A 23,034-nucleotide genomic window follows, 5' to 3' on the forward strand; every position below is an offset into this window, starting at 1 on the left:
GACGTTATGAGCGAATCAAAGACAAGGAAAAACATGACGAAAAAGCGCAGTTTATATGTAATAAGTCCCGGTCGACCCAGGAGAGCGCACCATTTTGAGTCATTTTTTAACGCTGTATTTGTAAGCGCAGTAGTCGTGCAACAGTCTCTTATATACCTATATCTGCTTAATTAGGCAGGCATTTTTATTCTACCTGCTCAAAAAAATAAATCTGCCCGCCCTCCTCTAATCAGCCTATTGGTTCGCAATAAAAAAAATATATAGTGGCAGATGTGCAAAATACCGTGTTAAATAAACCTATTGCTTTATAGATCTCGTTCTTGATTTGCTGTCTGTCTAACCTATTATCAGCAAAGTCACTGTACTTAACGCCATAGCCAAATTTAAATGACGCTTTTTTATACAACCAGACACATCTTCCAAGTAAAAAACGCTATCGCATCTGTGTTGGCACTCTTTCTTTCACTGCAAGCGACCGCAGTTGCCGATGAAACCAAACACAGTTACCAGTCATGTACCGTAATTACCACCGAGCTCCTTACTACAGCCCAGTTATACGGAAGAGGAATACCTTTAGAGTCACTGATAGAAAGCCTCCCTGACCTGACTCCCGAAGGTGAGAAAAAAGTAAAATCAACATACAGTTTGATCAATAAATCCGACCTAATTTCTACCTATTCGGCCATCAACTCGGATTATGCGAAGTGCGCAAAAAAAGTCTATTCACACCAAGGAAAGCCAGCATACAAAACGCGCGAGTATGGTTATTATTATTGCTCAGGCGAGAACAAACTAAGGTACGAGATCATCTTAGCCATATTCCTTAAGCGAACAAGAGAAGAGGTGATTCCACAAATACCAACCTCAAGACAACGAATTGCTGCGCATTATTTTGATGTCGCAGAACGAGACGGCCTAGAGGCTGTTTTTGACCTAATGGCTAGCAGCTTAAAACACTGTGTGACTCAAATTGCCCCTCTTTAGTATTGAAATACAGCTAGAACAAACCTACTCCCCCCAACATGCCATTTAAATATTACTCAGCTTTTATAATACTGTGCTTTTATAATACCCGGAATTTATAATGCATAGTTGTTGACATAGCAGAATGGCCAACATAGAATACGCGCCACCTTGACGAGGCAAACTTTGCGTCCCCTTCGTCTAGAGGCCTAGGACACCGCCCTTTCACGGCGGTAACAGGGGTTCGACTCCCCTAGGGGACGCCACTTATTCCAAAAGCCCGTGTAATTAATTACACGGGCTTTTTTTATTTTTTAAGCCTTAAACCTCTGTTTCAAAAAATCCCACCTCCTCCTTTATATTTATACCCTATACTGAGATAAGTCCGTTCTTTTAGAACCGCATACCATAATAATAACCTTTCAGAGATCAATAAATGACTGACCAAAGTGTATTACTGGCAAGACAGCCTATTTATGATACTCAACAAAACCTCTTCGCTTACGAACTCCTTTTTCGTCCGGAAGACAAAGGCGACATGCCTGACTTTGACGGAAATATAGCGACATCTCGCGTACTGCTTAATGCCTTTACAGAAGGCGATATAGAAAAAATATCCGGCGGGCTCCCTGCATTTATTAACTTTACAAAAGAACTACTTCTCTCTCCCCCCCATTTAATCCAGAGCATATCGTAGTTGAGGTATTAGAGGATATTGTTATCGATGATGATGTGGTAATCGCCATAAAAAACCTGAAACGACAAGGATACCGTATCGCTTTAGATGATTTTGTAATGGAAGAGCGCTACAAGCCGCTATTGCCATTGGCAGACATTATCAAACTTGAACTACCCGCAATGAGCGCTGCTGAACTTAAAGGAACGATCACGCACCTAAAGACATTTTCGGCATCACTTTTGGCAGAAAAAATTGAGACTATGGCGGAGTATAAGCTTTGTAAAGATCTTGGCTGCGACCTCTTTCAGGGGTATTTTTTAAGCAAGCCCGAAATAGTAAAGGGCCGAAAGCTGCCACAAAACAAATTAGCCGTACTTCAGCTCATAGGAGAGCTTCAAAACCCGGCGGTCAATGTCACCCAGCTTAATGAAATAATTTCCAAAGACCCCACTCTGAGCTTTAAACTCCTTAAATTGGTCAACTCCGCAGCATACCGACGGGCAAGAACAATTGAGTCGATTCATATGGCCGTGATGATGCTAGGTATTAGCAAGATAAAGAGCTGGTCCAGCTTGCTGGCACTAAGCAAAATGGAAGATAAGCCAATCGCGTTGAGGCAAATTTCACTAGCCCGTGCGAAACTATGTGAGCTTTTATCTGCCAAGCTATCACCAGAGCAAAGCGACCTGTATTTTACTACGGGGCTGCTTTCGAGTCTTGATGTTTACTTTGATACGCCGTTAAAAGAGCTGTTACTATCAATTCCATTAGAGGGAACCATATCCGATGCACTGATTCATTATCGAGGAAAAGCCGGTCTTGCACTTCACACCGCAAAACACTATGAGCAATCAAAGTGGCAGGCCATTCACTGGAATTTACTGGAGAAATTTAACATATCAAAGCTGGAGCTGAATCAGCTTTATATAGAAAGTGCAGTTTGGGCAGGCGAGCACGCAGAGGAATAATGCCGTCATACCAAGCCTGCATGGCGGCAATGATTAAATATATGAAACCGCGTCCAAGTACGCTAAAACGTTCTTTACACTCACTTGTGCAGTTTGCTTCTCTTTTTTGCATCCTTAACAAAAAAGTATGCTAGCCCGGCCATAAAAGCCACCATTAGACCCACAGTACCCACACCCGCTAGAACAACAACATCTGTATACATGTCACACCCCTCAACCCACCAAAGCTTTATTTAAAATGCATAGAACGACTTAATCGATAAAAACAATATAACTATTTAGAGGTACTCATATTGACATTAATCAAAATAAATGGGCTTGTTGACAATGAATTAACAAATTCGAAGGAAAAAACAAACTAATAATAAATTAAACAATAAAGGTGTCGTTTTTTCAGCAAGTTGCAAAATGCTAGTCTATTATTCAAGAGTAACGTATCTCAGTAGACTTAATAGCTGCCTTGATCTAATCATGACAATAGAGCCTGAGACCTCGGTGGCATTTGAATACTATGTTATTAGCAAACAAGAGAACCAGTTCATCTAACATGCCTAACCTCTTACAGCGCTTCAGCCACTTTAAAGCGAGCTCACCCCTTTCATATAAGATGCTCACGTATATACTTATATGCAGCTCTCTTTTTACACTTATTACCGCCGGTATTCAGGTTTATGCCGACTATAGAGAAGAAGTCTCTATGGTAGATGAAAGAATGTCTGTCATCGAAACAAGTTATATGAGCAGCCTTTCAAGGAGTTTATGGTCTCTTGACCAGAAACTACTTCATGTCCAAATGCAGGGCATTCTGAACCTTCCCGATATCATTAAACTCAGACTAAAAGTATATCCAGACTCAGAAATTGAACTGGGAGAACTAAACCCAAACATCTCAACGCTGACCCACTCTTTTCCGCTTATTCATGAAAGCGAAGAGGTTTACACGTTAGGGGAGCTGACAATTATCGCAAGCATGGAAGATATATACAAAAACCTTAAGCGGAAAGTATTTATCATCCTGACCACACAGGCTTTCAAGACGTTCTTTATTTCAATACTGATCCTTTGGATTTTCCAGTATCTGGTTACCAGGCATCTCGGAAAAATGGCCGAGTACGCTCAAGACCTCAATATTAATGCACTGGACAAACCTCTGGTTCTTGACCGGGCTGATACAAAGTTTTCAAGATCCGATGAACTGTCTCAGGTAACCAATGCTATCAACGGCATGCGCCTGACACTGATAGACGACCTCGCCAAACAGAATGAGAACGCCAAGGAGATCAGGAAGCTATCACTGGCCATCGATCAAAGCCCGTCTTCAGTATTGATCTGCGATAAGAGCTGGAAAATTGAGTATGCAAACAATAAGTTCTCTCAGCTAACAGGCCATGAACTAAAAGACATTATCTCTCAACACCCTAAAAGCATCAGCGGCTTGATGTCATCAGAAAACGCTCAGCTTTGGGATAATATTCAACTACAGGTCGAGCGAGTTGGAGTCTGGCAGGGCGAGATCCACAATACCCGAAAAAACGGCGAACGTTTTTGGGAGCAGTCGATTATCACTCCAATCAAGGACGATAGCGGCAAACCTATCCATTACCTCATTCTAGGGGAAGACATCAGTATCCGAAAACGCTATGAACAACAGCTACTAAGGCAAGCCAACTACGATATATTAACAGGCCTGCCAAACCGAATGCTGGCACTTGATCGACTAAAGCTTGCGCTTGCTCAGGCTCGCAGAGACGAGCAGCTCGTAGGCTTGATGTTTCTTGACCTGGATAACTTCAAACATATAAACGACACCATGGGCCACGACAATGGTGACAGCTTGCTGATCGAGGCCTCTCGTCGCATATCCTCCTGCCTGAGAGGTACGAGTACCGTAGCCAGGCTTGGAGGAGATGAATTTCTGGTCATACTCCCCTCTTTGAGCGAGCCATCTTCTGCTGAGCAGGTTGCAGAAAGAATTCTTCAAACCTTTTCCCCTCCATTCATGCTAGCCAATCAGGAGGTGTTTGTTAGTACCAGTATCGGTATCGCTATTTACCCCAGCGATAGCGACAACAGCACGACATTATTGCAACACGCTGACGCCGCGATGTACCAGGCTAAAGACAAAGGAAAGAGCGCATATCAGCGGTTTTCTCCTGAAATGAACCAAGACTCACATGAGCGCTTGCAGATCGAAAGTCGTCTAAGGCGGGCTTTGGAACTCGAAGAGCTTGAGCTGTACTATCAGCCCATTGTTGAAGCATCAACCGGGAAGCTTATTGGTGCGGAAGCCTTAATCAGATGGAACAACCCGGTCATGGGACTTATATCGCCCGATAAATTTATTCCTTTAGCAGAAGAGACGGGGCTTATCATCCCCATCGGTGAATGGGTGCTTAAAACAGCCTGCAACGATATTAAGTCCTGGCAAGAAAAAACCGGGCTAGAGCTAACCGTCGCCGTTAACGTATCCCCTCGACAATTCAGGGATGGCGGCTTTACCAGCACAATAGACAAAATTCTTTCTGAAAGCCAGCTCTCAGCAGAGTACCTCGAACTTGAAATTACTGAACGGCTTATCCTTGATAACTCGATTGAAACATCTGGTATCTTTAAACACCTTGATGACAAAGGCATTAAGCTTTCTATTGATGATTTCGGCACGGGCTACTCTGCTCTCGGCTACTTAAAAAGCTACCCATTTGACACACTTAAGATTGACAAATCATTCGTTCAGGACGTTATCGAATCAAGCGAAGATGCAGCCTTGGTCACAGCCATCATCACAATGGCTCACAGCCTTAGTCTAAAGGTAATAGCTGAAGGAGTTGAAGAGGCACCGCAACTTGAATTTCTCAACCAGCACAACTGCGATTTCGCACAAGGTTATTACTTCAACCGCCCAGTACCCGCTGAAGATTTCACAATCTGGATGAACGATAACATCAGAACAACGGGTAATGAGAAGAGCAATAGAGGTTAATATCGGCTTAATACGCAGAACCAGTATTGCAGAATCCTTTAAAAGTCGCTATTTTGCGCTGTAAATAATCACGACTTAAACTGTGTGTAGTTTTGGATTGTATGTAGCTTTGGATTGTATGTAGCTTTGGATTGTGTATAGCTTTGGTTTGTGTACATCACTGAAAGTTAATTAACTAACATCAAACCTTAACTGTTTAAGCTTTATTAGAATTCGCCCCCTCTACTTCATCAAATCAGTAATTATTATATGAACGACGATACTATTCTTGTTATTAACTGTGGTAGTTCTTCCCTGAAATTCGCCCTCTTTTCGGCGCAACAACTCAACTGTATTGCCTCTGGGTTAGCCGAAAAACTAGGCACCAAAGATGCTGTATTATCGGTCAAGAGCGGTGATGAGAAGTCGTCTTACTGTTTGGATGATGCAGACCACCATATTGCAATCAACCACGTAATTAACACACTTCAAGCGCTCAAGCTGCTAGTTAAAGACCCACTGGGTATCGGCCATAGAGTCGTGCATGGAGGCGAGTCTTTCAGCGACTCTGTGCTGATCGATGAAACGGTCCTTGCTGAAATAGAAAAGTGCTCAGCACTCGCGCCTCTGCACAACCCGGCAAACCTGCTTGGTATTCAACTAATGGCAGAACGCTACCCCTCAACACCTCAAGTAGCCGTTTTTGATACAGCATTCCATCAAACACTGCCTGAAACCTCATATTTATATCCGATCCCCTACGAACTGTATACTGAGCATGGAATAAGGCGCTATGGATTTCATGGAACAAGCCATAAGTATGTAGCGGAAGTCGCAGCTAAACAGCTTAACAAACCGCTTGCGGTCTGCAACTTTATTACTGCCCACCTAGGTAATGGCTGCAGTGTAACGGCAATAAAGAACGGCCTCAGTGTGGATACCAGTATGGGGTTAACTCCTCTCGAGGGGTTGATGATGGGAACCCGTAGTGGAGATATTGATCCAGGCTTATTCGAGTTTTTAAATAAAATTGGAATGGATAGCGAACGTATCAGCCAGATGTTGAACAAGGAAAGCGGGTTAAAAGGACTATCAGGCCAAACCAATGATATGCGTACTTTATTTGACCTGGCAGATAAAGGTGATGAAAAAGCGGCATTGGCGATTGAGGTATTTTGCTTTAAGCTCGCAAAATATATTGCTGCCATGGCAGCATCACTGCCGTCCATTGATGCACTCATATTCACCGGCGGAATTGGTGAAAACGCCAGCCGTGTAAGATCCGCTGCACTTGAGAAATTAGCGATTCTCGGTTTTGAAGTATCCCACTCTCTGAATAACTCAAACGGGAGAGAGTCAGAGGGACGAATTACTGAGCCTGATAGTACATTATCGTTAGTTATTCCAACTAATGAAGAGCTGGTTATTGCCAGAGACACACTGAACAATGCTGTTAAGTGAACAAATGCGCTGGTTCTCGCTAGTCAACGTAAATACGGCTGTAACAATTTTTACATAGCGTAAAGCCTTTCTAAATATGAAAGCATTAACGATCTATATCAAAACGATTTATACCAAAGGTGACATGTGCCAAAAACATTCTTTATAGCGCCGACCGCACTAAATTCAGGCTTAACCTCAATATGTTTAGGCTTGGTTAGGGCTCTGGATAACGTAGGTATAAGAGTTAGCTTTTTTAAGCCTGTAGCTCAAAGCCACTCGAGCGAGAAAATTGCAGTCGAGTCCATAGATAAGTCTGTGCAGTTTGTGCGAGCAAAAACCAACTTACTGCCCCCTCAACCTATCAGTCTGAAATATGCCCAAACATTAGTCAGTCAAAATAAAACCGGACGACTGATGGAAGAAATAATCGCGCTATATCAGCAAACGACAGTCGATGCAGATGTCGTTATCGTAGAAGGGCTTGTTCCAGACAGAAGTGAACCCTACACCGCTCGTTTAAATGCAGAAATAGCCCGTAATTTGGACGCAGAAGTACTGCTAGTTGCCTCTCCAAAAAATATGACGCCAGCAGAGCTGGATGAACACCTGGAACTTTCTGCTCGACTTTACGCCGCACCGGAAGACCCGGATGTTATTGGCTGTATTCTTAACAAGGTCAATGCACCTGAAACTTCTGATCGCTCCACTTCATATAACTATGATAGAGAGCAAGGCCTCGGGCGTCAGGGCGGAACAGATTATGTTAACCAATATGAAGCACAGTGTAAGATTTTCAACGAAGACTCTTTCAAGCTCGTAGGCTCAATTCCATGGAGGTATGACCTATTAGCACCGAGAACCAGCGATATCGCTAAACAGCTCGATGCGATCTTTATCAACAAAGGGGATATTGAAAACCGTAGGGTTTCATTTATCTCTGTGTGCGCCAGAACGATCCCGAATATGGTTGACCAGTTGTCTCCAGGTACCCTTGTTGTAACACCCGGCGATAGAGAAGATATAATCATTGCAACGTGCATGGCAGCACTTAATGGAGTGCCTCTTGCCGGGCTGGTATTAACCGGCAACCTGCAACCTGACCCAAGAACCCTGAAGCTCTGTAATCGTGCGCTAGAAGCAGGCTTGCCGATGTTATCAGCCCGTTCGGACACATTTGAAGCAGCAAACAGGCTCTCTGAAATGAGTGGAGAAGTCCCTGTAGATGACCTTGATCGCATTGAGCGTGTAATGGAGGCTGTTGCAAACGCACTCGAAATAGACTGGCTTCGATCAAGACTCAACCTGGCCAGAGAACCTCGCCTCTCACCGCCAGCATTCAGATATCAGCTTTCCGAGAGAGCAAGGTCAGCCAACAAGCGAATTGTGCTTCCTGAAGGTAACGAACCCAGAACAATACAGGCTGCCGTTATTTGTCACCAACGGGGACTTGCCCAATGTATATTGATCGGTAAGGAAGCTGAAATCCATACTGTTGCTGAAGCACAAGGCGTTATCATTCCGCCTGACATCACTATTATTGACCCTGATGAGGTGCGAGAGAACTACGTCCAACCAATGGTACAACTTCGCAAACACAAGGGTCTGGCCCCAGATATGGCCCAGGCGCAGCTCGAAGACAATGTTGTGCTGGCGACAATGATGGTTGCGTTAGACGAAGTAGACGGCCTGGTATCAGGCGCAGTACACACAACTGCCAACACTATTCGCCCGGCTCTCCAGCTCATAAAAACTCATCCGGAAGCACGCGTTGTTTCATCAGTGTTTTTCATGTGCCTGCCTGAACAAGTGTTGGTTTATGGAGATTGCGCGGTCAACCCTGACCCCAATGCGCAGCAGCTTGCAGATATAGCCATACAAAGTGCCAACTCAGCAAAAACGTTTGGCGTTACGCCTCGTGTTGCCATGATAAGTTACAGCACAGGAAGCTCGGGATCAGGCGACGATGTTGATAAAGTACGGGAAGCAACTCGCATCGCTAAAGAACAACGCCCAGACCTGATTATTGATGGACCTCTTCAGTACGATGCAGCCGCTATTGAGAGCGTGGCCCGCAGCAAAGCGCCCAATAGCCCTGTTGCAGGTAAAGCAACCGTATTTGTATTTCCAGATTTAAATACCGGCAATACGACATACAAAGCCGTTCAGCGAAGTGCAAACGTGATAAGTATCGGGCCAATGCTTCAAGGTCTTAACAAACCAGTCAACGACCTGTCCAGAGGCGCTCTGGTTGAGGATATTGTATTTACAATTGCCCTAACCGCCGTTCAGGCAACACAAACAAAAAACTAAGCTGTGGGGCCTAAGAACGCCCTTTCCATGAAAGGCGTTCTTAGGCCTGGCTCAAACGATTGAAACACTAATGATGGAGGGGCGCACTTAAGTTGAAAATTAGCAGGCTATTGAGTTCTGCCCTTCTTCTTAAATGTTTTCTTGGTCTTTTGCTGTGGTTTTCCCTTAACGCGGGCTGCATTCTTGGATTTACTCGCAACAATTCGATTTCCAGCATCACTTTTATTCGCAAATGGGTTTTCACCCGACCTGAACTCAAATCGAATAGGCGTGCCAGAAACCTTCAGCACGCGCCTGAACGTGTTCTCAAGATAGCGTTTGTAACTGGCCAGAAGGGATTTGGTTTTGTTTCCGTGAACAACAATGACAGGTGGGTTTGACCCACCCTGATGCGCGTACCTTAGCTTAATTCTATTGCCACCAACCATGGGAGGTTGGTGCTCGGATACACAGTCTTCAAGAATGCTTGTTAGCTGGTTCGTCGACCATTTAGCCATAGCCGAGCTATAACCTGCATCAATAGACTCGTAAAGGTCACCAACGCCAGTGCCATGAAGCGCAGAAATCATATGAGTATTGGCATAGTTCAAAAAGGTCAAGCGCCTATCCAGCTCTCGTCGAACCGCATCCCTCTCACTTTGAGTCATGCCATCCCATTTGTTTACTGCCAAAACGAGCGCACGACCTGAATCAATCGCAAATCCGATCAAATGAAGATCTTGCTCCACAATACCGTCACGGGCATCAATGACGATGACAACCACATTAGAGTCTTCGATCGCTTTAAGGGTTTTAATAATAGAAAATTTTTCTACCGCTTCCTTGATATTCTTTCTTCGTCTCACACCTGCCGTGTCTATAAGTGTATAAGGTTTCCCCCTACGCTCATAAGGGATATAAATACTGTCCCTTGTCGTACCCGGCATGTCATAAACAATAACCCGCTCTTCCCCAAGCAGCCTGTTGACCAGTGTTGATTTACCAACATTTGGGCGGCCTATAATACCAATTCTCACCCCTTTGGAGGCTTGGTCTGCACTTTCTTCCGTTTCGTCAACAGGGTGGTTTTCGAGAACTTCCTCTATTAGAGAGCGCATCCCTCTGTTGTGAGAGGCTGCCGTCAAGCGAATATCACTCATACCCAATGAATAGAAATCCAGCGTCGCGACATCAGGATCAATGCCATCTATCTTATTAATAACAAGCCAGGTTTTTTTATCCTTTACCCGTAGGTGCTTGGCGATCATCTCGTCGGCACCCGTTAGGCCCGCTCTTGCATCAACAACGAAAAAGACTATATCGGCCTCTTCAATTGCAAGCATAGATTGCTCAGCCATTACCGCATCAATACCCGCTTCATCACCTGAAATTCCACCTGTATCAATGACAATGAAACGCCGCTCTTCCAGCTGCCCCTCACCATACTTTCTATCACGGGTCAGCCCCGGCAAATCAGCGACGATAGCATCTCTAGATCGAGTCAAACGGTTAAATATGGTTGACTTACCAACATTAGGTCGCCCAACTAAAGCAATAACGGGTACCATTAAATAAAGCCTCTAAAGTGCAATCTTGTAAGCAGCTAAGTCGCCACTGTTACTATAAATAAAAAGCATGTCATCACTGATCAGCATAGGCGTTCTCACACCATCACTATCCAGATGAACCCTACCCATAAAACGACCATCAATTTGCGACAAAAAGTGTACGTAACCTTCGAAGTCAGCAACAACCGTTGTACTTCCAAACGCCTTGGGAGCAGTTAGCTGGCGAAACTTCAAGTTTTCCTGTCTCCAGACTTCAGTCCGTGTTGACTGACTATATGCAACCACAACATCTTTTGCTGTAGACACATAAACGTTGCCGAATCCCAAGTCTACAGCCCTGTAGCTAGACTGTTGCTTCGACCAGATTTCTTTTCCGGTGGGCAAGTGTATTGCTGAGAGTTTACCTTGATACGACACGCTGTAAACGACGTCATCCTCAATAACAGGCTGGCCATCAATATCCACGAGTCTTTCTAACTCAGTACGTCCTTTTGGGGTGCCTATCGAGTTGCTCCATACAGGAGCCCCGGTAATGTTTTGGAAAGCTACCAACTCACCATTGGCAAAACCAGTTACCGTGAACTCATCCGTTATAACCGGGCTGGCAGTCCCCCGAATAGACAACACAGGGGCGTTACTATCATAACGCCACATCAGTTTACCACTCTGTGCATTTAGGCTGACTACTTTACCATCAATCGACTGCACCACGACCTGGCGGCCATTGCTAACCGGCTGAGATAACACTTCGCTTGTTAACGCTACACGCCACTGCTCCATACCGCCGTTGCGGTCAACAGCAACAATTTCACCATGATAGGTTGCAAAGTATAGCTGGCTATCGTCTCCACCGAGGCCACCACTTACGGGCTCATCATACTCAACTTCCCATAACTCTTCACCATCCGACTTATTAAGCGCTAGCAACTCTCCTGCATGGTCTATTGCGTAAATAGTTTCGCCAATAATAATCGGTGTCAGCGTAAGGAATTGTTCATCATGACCATCACCGATAGACTCATCCCAGACCTTGATAATCTCAATTTCTTCATCAAAGTCTTCAAGCTCCATAGGCTCTTCTTCGACATCATCAGAGCTACAGCCAACCATTAAAAGCGCCGAAAGCGATAACAGTAAAACAACCAGCTTTTTGTACGCACTAGATGCGTGCATTAAGCATCCTCCTCAGAGATCCCAAGATCAGCCATTTTAAGCGTCAACATGGGACGCTGAACATCAGAGGCCTTCATTGCTTTATAGGCTTCAATATATGACTGCTTTGCTTTATCCATATCACCCGCCCGGTAATAGATATCCCCTTTAACTTCAAGATATAAAGCAGAATATGTCCCTGCATCTTTCGCATCAAGCAGTGCTAAAGCTTCTTGTTGCTCACCCTGACGATCAAGCACTCTGGCTAAACGCGCTTTGACCAATGGAATTAATGATGAGTCAGAGTTGTTGGCCAATATCCATTGAAGCTCTGCCTCAGCGCCTTCTAAATCCTTTTTACCAATAGCGCTTTTAGCAAGAAAAAGAGCCGAGTAAGTTGCATATTCCGTATCTTCAAATTCAGTTTTAAGCTTTTTAGCGATAAATTCTACTGTAGAGGCCGATTCGTCATTCTCAGCAGGTTCAAGAGCCACTTCCAATAGCTGCTGGTAAAGTGAAGACGCCGCATTCTTTGTATTTTCAACACTCTGTTGATACATTTTCCAGCCAAACACAAGCGCCAGCGCTAACCCAACACCTATCATTAAAGAGTTACCGTTGTCTTTCCACCACTGTTTTAGTGCTGCAACCTGCTCTTCTTCTGTTCTATGCTCCACCCTATTCCCCCTAAATATGCTTACTTGAATCTAAAATTTTAGTGATGTAGTTTTTCTAAACTGTTTTTTTGAAACTGCTGCTCTGAAAATATCGCTACGCTAAGTAGCCTTCAATAACATTGAGAAAGTCTGAAACAGGCACTTCAACCTGCTGTCTATTATTTTCAGCGCTCTCTTCAGTCATCGATAGCCCTCGCAGCGGCTTTACCACAACCGTTTTATTCTGTATTTCATTTTCGCCAATAATCAATGCGACTGGCGCACCGCTTTTATCTGCTTTTTTCATTTGGCTTTTAAAACTACCGCCACCACAATGAGTCACAACCCTCAGAGTAAGAAACTCATTTCTCAAGACTTCAGCCAGCTTAAAAGCTTCTATTTGAGTTCCCTCTCCAACCGCAACGATAAACACATCAGCCGCGTTATTAATAGTTGCTGGAATCTTATCTAAGCTTTCAAGCATCAAGATAAGTCGTTCAACACCCATTGCAAAGCCAACGCCTGGCGTAGAGCGCCCACCCAGTTGCTCCACCAAGCCATCATAGCGCCCGCCTGCGCACACGGTCCCCTGAGCACCAAGGTCATCAGTAACCCATTCAAACACCGTCTTGCTGTAGTAATCCAGCCCTCGAACCAAACGGCTGTTTACCTCATAAGCAACGTCACTCGCGTCTAACAGACCCAATAGCTGCTCAAAGTGCTCCTTCGACTCCTGATCAAGATAGTCTGCAAAATCAGGCGCATCATCAAGCACACGTTGCGTGCTCTCATTTTTACTATCAAGAATGCGCAAAGGGTTCGACTCCAGACGCCTTTTGCTGTCTTCGTCCAGAGCATCCAAATTGTTACTTAAATACTCTACAAGTGCTTTTTTATACTCGGCGCGCGCCTCACTGGTTCCCAGTGAGTTGATTTGCAACGTCACATTTTCCAAAAGACCCAAAGCCTTCCAGAAACGAGCTGTCATGATAATCATTTCAGCATCAATATCAGGGCCCTGCATCCCAAAACATTCAACACCAATTTGGTTAAATTGGCGATACCTGCCTTTTTGGGGACGCTCGTGCCTGAACATCGGCCCGCAGTACCATAACTTTTGCGTCTGATTAAACAGTAGTCCATGTTGTTCGGCAGCTCTTACGCAGCATGCTGTACCCTCCGGACGCAACGTCAGGCTATCGCCGTTTCTGTCTTCGAAGGTGTACATTTCTTTTTCTACAATGTCAGTAACTTCACCAATAGAGCGTTTGAACAGTTCCGTTTGCTCTACTATAGGCATTCTAATTTCGCTATACCCATAAGACTGAAGCACCCGACGAACAGTGTCTTCTAAATACTGCCATTTAGGCGTTTGTTCTGGCAGGATATCATTCATCCCACGAATAGCCTGAATTTTAGACAAAATTCTAATCCTATCTGTTTACTTTTATTTATATCGACGCCAACTTGTCACTGCAAGGCCATCCGTACAGCAACCAAAAATGACACCTAAATGAGTTGAGGCTTAATTGTTAGCCTTTAACGATAATTTGTTCTGACTTGTCATCGGCACTAGCCGCATCGCGCTGAGCAATTTTATCTCTTATGGTTCGCTCAAGGTTATCAACAAGGCTTTCATTCTCTAACTTATGGTCAGGGACGCCATCCAGATAAAGCAAGTTTGCAGGAGACCCGCCAGTCAAGCCAATATCAGCTTCTCTGGCTTCTCCAGGCCCATTTACGATGCAACCGATTATAGCGACATCTAGGGGAGTGGTGACATCATCAAGCCTGGCTTCGAGATCATTCATTGTTTGAACAACGTCGAAGTTCTGTCTAGAGCAACTTGGGCAGGCTATAAAATTGATACCTTTTGCTCGCAGTTTGAGGCTCTTTAAAATATCAAACCCGACTTTCACTTCCTGAACCGGGTCTGCAGCCAGTGATATCCGAATCGTATCACCAATGCCATCCATCAACAGCATACCAAGTCCCACAGACGATTTAACTGTACCAGATCTCAGCCCACCCGCTTCAGTGATGCCTAAATGCAGTGGCTGTTCGATTTGGTTAGCAATCTTGCGGTAAGCGGCAACCGTCATAAACACATCAGATGCTTTAAGACTTACTTTGTAGTCCTGAAAATCATAACGATCAAGAATATCAATGTGGCGCATTGCAGACTCTACAAGCGCATCCGGGGTCGGTTCACCATATTTTTTTTGAAGATCTTTTTCCAGTGAGCCAGCGTTAACACCTATTCTGATAGGTACCCCGCTATCACGAGCGGCATTTATTACAGCACTGATTCGATCTTCACGACCAATATTTCCGGGATTTATCCGTAAACAATCAACGCCTAGCTCTGCCACCTTTAGCGCAATTTTGTAGTCGAAGTGAATGTCTGCAACAAGAGGAACATTAACCTGCTGACGAATTTTGGCAAATGTCTCAGCCGCCTCAAGGGAAGGAACCGAAACCCTAACAATATCCGCCCCGGCATCCTGTAGCTGAGTGACTTGCTTTACCGTCGCGTCAACATCCAGGGTATCTGTGTTTGTCATGCTTTGAACAGCGATGGGCGCATCGCCGCCAACCGGAACATTTCCTACCCATATCTGTCTTGATTTACGGCGCTGTATTGGAGATTCAAACTTCATAAGATCACTGACTTTACTTTATATTTAATGGGTTAACTCAAGTGAGGCGCGATTATTTCGTATTCGAACCGTGGAAAAATCAACGGCTTTGTCTTCAAAATACATTGAAACTTCACTAACTGCGCCAACAACCACGCTAAACGGTAATGGCCCTGAGTAATTGATTTCGTCGCCCGCTTGTTTTAATGCTGCGAAGACGGTTCTACCTTCACCATTTTTCAAAGTGAACCAACACTCACCTGAGAATATCACTTTAATTGTGCCCCGCTCCAACTCGATTACAGGCACGGTCGCTTCTGAAGTTTCAGCTTCGCTCTCAACCACCTGTTCTTCAACATTTGAGCTGTTAGAAGGGGTAATGTCACCTCGTTCTTCTATCTCGGTTACGCTCTGCTCGAGGCCTGCTTCCTGGTTCGTTGATAACTCGCTGGAAGATTCAGCTAAACCATCAGCTATTGAAGAAACTTGATCACTGTCGCTGTCATTTTCTGTAACGATTGTCTCTGGTTGAGAAAGCACTTCTACTGCACTTGACTCAAGTTCTACTTGATTCTCATGCTCTGTTTGACTTTCATGTTCCAGCGCTTCTGGCCCTAGTAATGGAGCGGTCGCTTCAAGCGGTGTTTCAGCCGCTTCTTCAGAATCTCTCTCAGTTACAGCATCATTGTCTTGGTGATCTTCCAGAGTCGTTTTATCTTCGGTTCCAGTGTTATCTATATCCTCAACAACGGGCGCATCCATGTTCGTAGTCTCACCGCGATCAGGGCCTGCTTCCTCTGGTTGACTCTCAAGAGGAAATATATCGGGCATACCATTTCCAAGTTTTTCACTCCAAAAATAAAACCCGGCCCCTAATAGAGTTGAAATTAACAGCAATAACAGCGCATGCTTAGATCGTTTTTTCCGTTTCGCTTTGCCTTTCGCCTGCTTTTCATTGGCATCAAGGCTCGCCTCATAAGTCAGCTGCTGTTCAAGCAATCCAACCATATCATCTTCATTTAGCCCTACCAGCCTTGAGTAGCTTCGTATATAACCTTTTAAGAATATTTCGCCTGGCAACAGTTCATAGCTTTCTTCCTCAATTGCAGTGACAATTGAAGGTCTCAAATGAAGTTCGTCTGCAACACGCTCTACAGTGTAGCTTTTGCTCTCTCGCCCTTGCTTAAGAGCAAGCCCTAGCCCCGAGGCCTGAGTTGCCTGAGATACACCCTCTATATTTTCACTCATTTGATGTCAGAGCCCTGTATTGTTTGTATTCTTGGGATTCTGGGTAAAGCCTTTTCAGAAGTACCGCATAGCTTGATTCTTGAGTGCTATTATTGAAGTGGCGTGCCAACTCTATACCCAACCACAAACTGTTAGCAGAGTGGGTCATACCGCTGCTCTTAATGATATTCAGCATTCGATTATAGTATCGCTGCGCCTTTAAGTACTCCCCCTCGTCAACCAGCAATTGGGTTATCCCGATAAGAGCCTGGGGTTGCGAGTGATCTAATGCCAGCGTTTTCTCATATGCCTTCACTGCTTGTTTATTTTGACCCAGCCTTAAGTGGCATTGAGCAATATTGATAAAAATGACTGCTCGACCATTATAATCGGTGTCATTGCCCGCCAACTGAAATTGCGTCAGCGCTTCTTCATAACGTTCAAGTCGGTATAGGAATGCGGCGTAAAACGTTCGACCTCGGGTATTTTTATCATCCAACGATAAGGCTGTCTTAAAGTGCTCTTCCGCCAAGGTGTTTTCTGCTTCTTGTTGATAAAGCAGGCCTAATGCGGCATAAGCTTCAGAGCTATCAGAGTCAATTTCCAGGGCACGCCCCAGGTTTAATCTTGCCCTCTCAAAATCGCTTCGCTGAATATAGGCAAGCCCTAACTGAATATAATTTTGCAGGGCTTTAGCTTCATCAGCTTTACGCGTAAATGCACTCTCGGTTGTGGTGACACAACCAGAAAGAAGGAGCACTAGAAAAGCGATTAAATAAAACTTCATATACCCTCAAACAGCTACAACGACACTTATAAATCAAAGATAGTTTTTTGTATTTACTACACTTTAGCGTAAATTTACCGATCAGTTTAACCCGAGTGCTGTTTAAGTGGAATATACTTTTCACTTCTTCTGGTTCGGTCTGTGACCTTACCTACCAGTTGACCACAAGCTGCATCAATGTCATCGCCTCGGGTAGAACGAATAGTGGTAACATACCCCCCCTCTACCAGCACATCCTGAAACCGGTGAACGGCGTTTCCAGATGGCTTTTTGTAGTCACTTTGAGGGAATGGGTTAAACGGAATAAGGTTGATTTTGCAGGGTAAATCTTTCAATAAATCAACGAGTTGGTGAGCGAGCTCTAGCTGATCGTTAACGCCTTCAATCAGGGTATATTCAATCGTTGCTTTACGCTTATCTGACAAGGAACCCAAGTAACCCTGTACCGCATCAAGCAGTTCACTAATAGGGTACTTCTGATTAATCGGCACCAATTGATCTCGAAGCTCATCATTGGGTGCGTGCAATGAAATTGCTATGGAAGCATCAGTTAACCCGGTGAGTTTCTTAATTGCTGGCACAACCCCGGCCGTACTTAACGTTAAACGTCGCTTTGAAATGCTATAGGCAAAGTCATCCATCATCAGATCCATCGCATCTATGACATTATCAAAGTTAAGCAACGGCTCTCCCATCCCCATCATAACTACGTTGGTAACAGGTCGCTCTTTCTCTGGGTCAATATCTTCGAAGGATTTTACTGCAACCCATACTTGCCCAATAATTTCAGCGGCTGACAAGTTTCGATTAAACCCCTGCTTTCCTGTTGAGCAGAAACTGCAGTCAAGCGCACAGCCTATCTGTGAAGAGACACAAAGCGTCCCTCTATTGCCATCGGGGATCAGCACTGTTTCTATACTGCTCCCCCCCTCCATTTGCATCACCCACTTTCGAGTGCCATCTGAAGAGATATCATGGTACGTAACCTCTGGAACTTTAACCTCTGCAATACTTGCCAACTTGGTACGCAACACCTTGCTGATATTGGTCATTTGATCAAAGTCCGAAACACCGAACTGGTGTATCCACTGCATAACCTGCTTGGCTCTAAAAGGCTTTTCGCCCATATCGGCAAAAAACTGCTCCATTTTGGAGCGCGTTAAACCAAGTAGATTTACTTTTTTTACTGTGCTCATCGTATTTTCAATACTCAAATATATTTTTACTACAACTTACGTAACTAAACTGCATAAACGAATCTGGACAAACTAACCACAGCAGCCCTACTGTAACGCCCGCTGCAAACACTATTTCCTCTCAACTATTCAATTTAACACCATCTGTTCGCTATAAGGTCAAACAAACCTGACGGCAAAAGGAGTTAACCATTACGCACCAGCATAATAGTTGAGAGGAAATAGTATTTTTCGCCCTTCATGACGCAGAAAAGCAGGCGTCCATCAAGACAACCTGCTTTCCACTCAAATGCTGTGAGAAATTAGCTTCTTGGGCAAATTTCATCATCAGAGAAGAAGTATGCAATTTCACGCTCGGCAGATGCTAACGCATCAGAACCGTGAACAGCATTAGCATCAATTGAGTCAGCAAAATCACGGCGAATAGTTCCTTCTGCTGCTTCTTTAGGGTTAGTCGCTCCCATAAGATCGCGGTTTGCTAAAACTGCATTTTCACCTTCTAATACCTGAACCATGACTGGGCCAGAGGTCATGAAAGCAACCAAGTCAGCAAAGAACGGACGCTCTTTGTGCTCTGCGTAGAAACCTTCTGCTTTTTCTTGAGAAAGGTGCAGCATTTTTGAAGCAACAATCTTTAGACCTGCCTCTTCAAATCGAGTGTATATCTGACCAATAACATTTTTAGCAACAGCATCAGGCTTAACAATTGAAAAGGTGCGCTCGATCGCCATTCAAATTCTCCAAATAGTATAAAAAATATTCACCCGCCCTTGTTTACAGCAAGCAAGGCAGGTTCGCAATAAACGCGCGAATTATACGCGTGTTGTTTCCAAAATCATACTGCTTCCGAAAGTGCGAACAATAAGTAGTTTCCCCTTCAGCACTCTCCAACAGCTCCCTCACCTCAAAACAGTGAGGAAACCTCGAGTATTGATCAACCATAACTACTTAGGCCATGTCGGCGATATCTCTCTTAGTTTTTCAACTTTTTCAGTAATTAGGGTAAGCGTCCTTTCAACATCATCGGCAGTAGTGAAACGCCCGAGAGAAATCCTGATAGAAGCATGAGCCAACTCATCACTCACCCCAATACCTTTGAGCACATAGGAAGGGTCTAAACTAGCCGAGGCACAAGCTGAGCCAGATGAAACCGCAATATCTTTCAATGCAAGCATAAGAGACTCGCCATCAACACCTTCAAACGCCACGTTTAAATTTCCCGCTACCCGGTTATCGGCCTCGCCGTTAATGCTGACACCTTCAAGCTGGCTTAGTCCTGTCCAAAGCTTATCTCTTAACTGCTTTATACGCTCGCATTCCGCATTCATCTCCTGACTGGCAATATGAAAAGCCTCCCCCATACCGACAATCTGATGTGTTGGCAAAGTACCTGACCGCATGCCTCGTTCATGCCCGCCGCCATGAATCTGAGCCTGTAAGCTAACACCCGGCCGACGCCTTACGAAAAGCGCCCCAATCCCCTTTGGCCCATAAATTTTATGAGCAGAGAATGACATTAAATCAACCTTCATTTTTTTGAGATCAATTTCAACCTTCCCGGCGCTTTGAGCAGCATCTACATGAAAAACAACTCCTTTTTCATGGGTAATATCGGCCACCTTTTCGATGTCCGTTATCACGCCTATTTCGTTGTTCACATGCATCAACGAAACAAGAATTGTATCCTCCCTCAGAGCCTCCCTCACTTGATCAGGCGTGATCACCCCGTCCTTACCGGGCTTCAAATAGGTCACATCATATCCTTGAGACTCAAGAAATGCACAGCTATCAAGCACGGCTTTGTGCTCAATTGCAGAAGTCACAATATGCATTCCTTTATCACGATACGCTTCAGCAACACCTTTAATGGCCAGGTTATCAGACTCGGTTGCACCTGATGTCCAAACAACCTCTCTCGGGTCACAGTTTATCAACTCAGAAACCTGCTTCCTTGCTGATTCAACAAATGATTCCGCTTGCCAACCATAAATATGAGATCGTGAAGCCGGATTCCCAAACACGCCGTCAATACTCAGGCAGTTCATCATTTTTTCAGCAACACGGGGGTCAACAGGTGTAGTTGCGGCATAGTCTAGATAGATGGGCAAGCTCATATAACAAGAGATTCCAAAATTTGATTAGCAAGAGTGATGTATTTTAGGTTACTGAAAAGGTAGACTCAATCAGCACGTTTAATGCAAAAACGAGGAAGGTAGGTTACGCACAAAGAGCTGAGCGTCACGACTCGGTTTGAATGATGTTTCCCTGAGTGAGATCCTGCCTATTAGCAATCACCTGAACATCTCTTTTTTTCATAAGATCATCCAAACTGATACCGCTCAAAAACTCATGGATCTGTAAACTCAAGTCTGACCACAAATGATGCGTAAGGCATTTTTCACCATTTTGGCAGTCGCCTTTTTGCTTACACTTCGTTGTATCAATGGATTCGTTTACCGCATCAACAATCTGGGCAATAAAGATGGCAGACTCCGCGCCTCCTAAACAGTAGCCGCCGCCTGGCCCTCTCACACTTTTTACAAGTTGTGCTCTACGGAGCTTTGCAAATAACTGCTCCAGATACGACAGAGATATACCCTGCCTAGCGGATATATCGGACAGGCTAACCGGGCCATCACATGCATGAAGGGCCAAATCCAGCATTGCGGTCACAGCGTATCGACCCTTCGTCGTTAATCTCATCTAATACCCAACTTTGAAAACAGTTTAGTCTGATGGCAAAATTATCCTTTAACCCACTAAAGCAGTCAAGTATTAGACAGCCTACAAAAAACCTCTAACACGAGGTGACTTAGGACACACTGTTAGCGCAGCCTTTATCGGCCTTCGTCCCTAACTCCTTTAAAATCATCATCATTCAAGGGCGGCATTACACTATTTTGATACTCGGAGTCCAGGTTCTGAAGTGTTTTGCACATGGCCTCCATTCTTTCATCAACCGCATGCATATGGTCAAGCATACTCCTGATCGAACGCGCGACCGGGTCTGGCATCTCTTCACTTACCCCATAGGCATCAAAACCAATCTTTTCAGCCATCTTTTTACGTCGTTGCTCATCATCAGGCGATGCGACGATAATACGACCGGGAATTCCCACTACCGTAGCCCCTTCTGGCACCTGCTTCGTGACCACAGCATTTGACCCGATCTTCGCGTTGTCTCCCACCTCAAATGGCCCTAAGACCTTTGCCCCAGCACCTACTACCACGTTATTCCCGAGGGTTGGGTGGCGCTTTCCTTTATTCCAGGATGTTCCTCCGAGTGTCACCCCTTGATAAAGCGTGACATCATCACCGATGATGGTCGTCTCACCAATGACCACCCCCATACCATGATCGATGAAAAACCGGCGACCTATACGAGCCCCAGGGTGTATTTCTATACCAGTCAACCAACGGCTAAACGTTGACACAATTCGAGCCAACCACATCAACCCACTATTCCACAAGGCATGAGCTAAACGATGAAATAGCAAGGCATGGAGGCCAGGATAATTGGTCAACACCTCAAAGGTATTACGAGCAGCCGGGTCACGCTCAAATACACTTTCAATATCCTCTTTGATTCCACTAAACATTTGCATTTACCATTAAAATTTAAATATACGTCAATTCGTCAATAGCAAGAGATAACAAAGTGACTTAGCGCTTATCCTTTATTGCCTTCAAAACGGTGTTTAGAAACCCCCGCATGATATTCACTTCTATCTTATCCATCCTGCTGCGCTGAAACAATCGCCGCAATCGGGGTATCAGTTGCCTTGGGTTATCAGGGTCATAAAATTCCGTTTTTATCATTACCTGTTCAAGATGCCCCATTAACCCCTCTACCTCTTCTGAGGTGGCGATCACCTCATCCCACCCTTCATCTTCTGGAGACAAAGTACTTGACGTCTGCTTGCCATCACCCAAACCAGAATATAGAAGGTAATCCATTCTTAGTTCGTAAACGACAACCTGCAGCGCCATTGCAACATTCAAAGAACCGTACTCAGGGTTCGTTGGGATATGAACATGATAGTTACAGCGCTGCAACTCTTCATTTGAAAGCCCTCTGTCTTCCTGACCAAAAACAATGGCTACTTTGTTCTGGTTTTCCTTACCTATAACTTGCTCGGCCGACAATGCAAACTCTCTAACTTTCTCGGCACAATCCCTCGGATTCATGACTGGCCATGGAATTTTACGCCCTCTTGCACTTGCCCCAATCACTGAAACACAACCTTCAACAGCCTCGTCAAAGGTATCAACCACCTTGGTCGCCGCCAAAATATCTTTGGCTCCTGCTGCACGCCGCTCTGCCACAATATCAGGAAATGACTTAGGAGACACCAGGCACAGTTCTGCTAACCCCATATTTTTCATTGCACGTGCGACTGCACCAATATTTCCGGGGTGGGACGTGTTCATCATTACAATGCGAACATTGCTATACATTGACTGTTCCTATTCGTTAATAATTTTCTGAATATGTGGGGGCAGATAAT

The 23,034-nt window shown here is 44.7% G+C and carries 20 protein-coding genes and 1 tRNA gene; 7 read left to right on the plus strand and 14 right to left on the minus strand.

Annotation, left to right across the window (positions count from 1 at the left end):
* Positions 1–387 precede the first annotated feature (387 nt).
* From MY523_RS09290 to MY523_RS09305, 4 genes are all read left to right on the plus strand, one after another.
* A complete protein-coding gene (locus MY523_RS09290; protein WP_250658494.1) occupies positions 388–984 on the plus strand; it encodes a hypothetical protein in 597 nt (198 codons plus the stop codon).
* A gap of 169 nt (positions 985–1,153) precedes the next feature.
* Positions 1,154–1,229: transfer RNA gene (locus MY523_RS09295), tRNA-Glu, on the plus strand.
* Between the two features lie 170 nt (positions 1,230–1,399).
* Complete coding sequence (locus MY523_RS09300; protein ID WP_250658495.1) at positions 1,400–1,660, plus strand: hypothetical protein; 261 nt, start codon at positions 1,400–1,402, stop codon at positions 1,658–1,660.
* Between the two features lie 35 nt (positions 1,661–1,695).
* The gene (locus MY523_RS09305; protein WP_250658496.1) at positions 1,696–2,610 is read left to right on the plus strand and encodes an EAL and HDOD domain-containing protein; all 915 of its coding nucleotides are present in this window, start codon (positions 1,696–1,698) and stop codon (positions 2,608–2,610) included.
* An 80-nt stretch (positions 2,611–2,690) separates the two neighbouring features.
* On the opposite strand, the gene ccoM is transcribed toward MY523_RS09305, so the two are convergent.
* On the minus strand, positions 2,691–2,813 hold the full coding sequence (gene ccoM, locus MY523_RS21845) for a cytochrome c oxidase subunit CcoM (RefSeq protein ID WP_275975309.1): 123 nt from the start codon (positions 2,811–2,813) through the stop codon (positions 2,691–2,693).
* A 404-nt stretch (positions 2,814–3,217) separates the two neighbouring features.
* On the opposite strand from ccoM, the gene MY523_RS09310 reads away from it, so the two are divergent.
* The 3 genes from MY523_RS09310 to pta all read left to right on the plus strand — a co-directional run bounded on the left by MY523_RS09310 (position 3,218) and on the right by pta (position 9,322).
* Positions 3,218–5,590 carry an EAL domain-containing protein gene (locus tag MY523_RS09310; RefSeq protein ID WP_256470534.1) on the plus strand — a complete coding sequence of 791 codons (2,373 nt, stop codon included), beginning with the start codon at positions 3,218–3,220 and terminating at the stop codon, positions 5,588–5,590.
* A gap of 249 nt (positions 5,591–5,839) precedes the next feature.
* The gene (locus tag MY523_RS09315) at positions 5,840–7,030 is read left to right on the plus strand and encodes an acetate/propionate family kinase (protein WP_250658498.1); all 1,191 of its coding nucleotides are present in this window, start codon (positions 5,840–5,842) and stop codon (positions 7,028–7,030) included.
* Positions 7,031–7,156: 126 nt separating this feature from the next.
* Entirely contained in the window at positions 7,157–9,322 is a 2,166-nt protein-coding gene (gene pta, locus MY523_RS09320) for a phosphate acetyltransferase (protein WP_250658499.1), read from the plus strand.
* Between the two features lie 107 nt (positions 9,323–9,429).
* On the opposite strand, the gene der is transcribed toward pta, so the two are convergent.
* The 13 genes from der to MY523_RS09385 all read right to left on the minus strand — a co-directional run bounded on the left by der (position 9,430) and on the right by MY523_RS09385 (position 22,984).
* Positions 9,430–10,869: a ribosome biogenesis GTPase Der gene (gene der, locus MY523_RS09325; protein WP_370301480.1), complete on the minus strand. Its 1,440-nt coding sequence runs from the start codon at positions 10,867–10,869 to the stop codon at positions 9,430–9,432.
* A gap of 12 nt (positions 10,870–10,881) precedes the next feature.
* Positions 10,882–12,042 (minus strand): outer membrane protein assembly factor BamB, encoded by a 1,161-nt coding sequence (gene bamB, locus MY523_RS09330; RefSeq protein WP_250658500.1) that lies wholly within the window; start codon positions 12,040–12,042, stop codon positions 10,882–10,884.
* Positions 12,042–12,698, minus strand: a complete 657-nt coding sequence (locus tag MY523_RS09335) for a YfgM family protein (RefSeq protein WP_250658501.1) — start codon at positions 12,696–12,698, stop codon at positions 12,042–12,044. The genes bamB and MY523_RS09335 overlap by 1 nt, the downstream gene beginning before the upstream one ends.
* A 94-nt stretch (positions 12,699–12,792) precedes the next feature.
* Positions 12,793–14,103, minus strand: coding sequence for a histidine--tRNA ligase (gene hisS, locus MY523_RS09340; protein WP_250658800.1), 1,311 nt, complete (start codon positions 14,101–14,103; stop codon positions 12,793–12,795).
* Positions 14,104–14,209: 106 nt separating this feature from the next.
* A complete protein-coding gene (ispG, locus tag MY523_RS09345) occupies positions 14,210–15,337 on the minus strand; it encodes a flavodoxin-dependent (E)-4-hydroxy-3-methylbut-2-enyl-diphosphate synthase (RefSeq protein ID WP_250658502.1) in 1,128 nt (375 codons plus the stop codon).
* 24 nt (positions 15,338–15,361) lie between these two features.
* A complete protein-coding gene (locus MY523_RS09350; RefSeq protein WP_250658503.1) occupies positions 15,362–16,564 on the minus strand; it encodes a RodZ domain-containing protein in 1,203 nt (400 codons plus the stop codon).
* Positions 16,557–17,330: a type IV pilus biogenesis/stability protein PilW gene (gene pilW, locus MY523_RS09355; RefSeq protein WP_250658504.1), complete on the minus strand. Its 774-nt coding sequence runs from the start codon at positions 17,328–17,330 to the stop codon at positions 16,557–16,559. The genes MY523_RS09350 and pilW overlap by 8 nt, the downstream gene beginning before the upstream one ends.
* Positions 17,331–17,416: 86 nt before the next feature.
* The gene (rlmN, locus tag MY523_RS09360; protein WP_250658505.1) at positions 17,417–18,526 is read right to left on the minus strand and encodes a dual-specificity RNA methyltransferase RlmN; all 1,110 of its coding nucleotides are present in this window, start codon (positions 18,524–18,526) and stop codon (positions 17,417–17,419) included.
* A 302-nt stretch (positions 18,527–18,828) separates the two neighbouring features.
* A complete protein-coding gene (gene ndk / locus MY523_RS09365) occupies positions 18,829–19,257 on the minus strand; it encodes a nucleoside-diphosphate kinase (protein ID WP_250658506.1) in 429 nt (142 codons plus the stop codon).
* Between the two features lie 213 nt (positions 19,258–19,470).
* Positions 19,471–20,640, minus strand: a complete 1,170-nt coding sequence (locus MY523_RS09370) for an IscS subfamily cysteine desulfurase (RefSeq protein ID WP_250658507.1) — start codon at positions 20,638–20,640, stop codon at positions 19,471–19,473.
* A gap of 124 nt (positions 20,641–20,764) precedes the next feature.
* Entirely contained in the window at positions 20,765–21,229 is a 465-nt protein-coding gene (iscR, locus tag MY523_RS09375; RefSeq protein ID WP_250658508.1) for a Fe-S cluster assembly transcriptional regulator IscR, read from the minus strand.
* A 134-nt stretch (positions 21,230–21,363) separates the two neighbouring features.
* Positions 21,364–22,125, minus strand: coding sequence for a serine O-acetyltransferase (gene cysE, locus MY523_RS09380; protein WP_250658509.1), 762 nt, complete (start codon positions 22,123–22,125; stop codon positions 21,364–21,366).
* A 64-nt stretch (positions 22,126–22,189) separates the two neighbouring features.
* On the minus strand, positions 22,190–22,984 hold the full coding sequence (locus MY523_RS09385; RefSeq protein ID WP_250658510.1) for an RNA methyltransferase: 795 nt from the start codon (positions 22,982–22,984) through the stop codon (positions 22,190–22,192).
* Positions 22,985–23,034: the final 50 nt, after the last annotated feature.

The organism is Alkalimarinus coralli (assembly GCF_023650515.1).
Classification (GTDB): Bacteria; Pseudomonadota; Gammaproteobacteria; order Pseudomonadales; family Oleiphilaceae; genus Alkalimarinus; species Alkalimarinus coralli.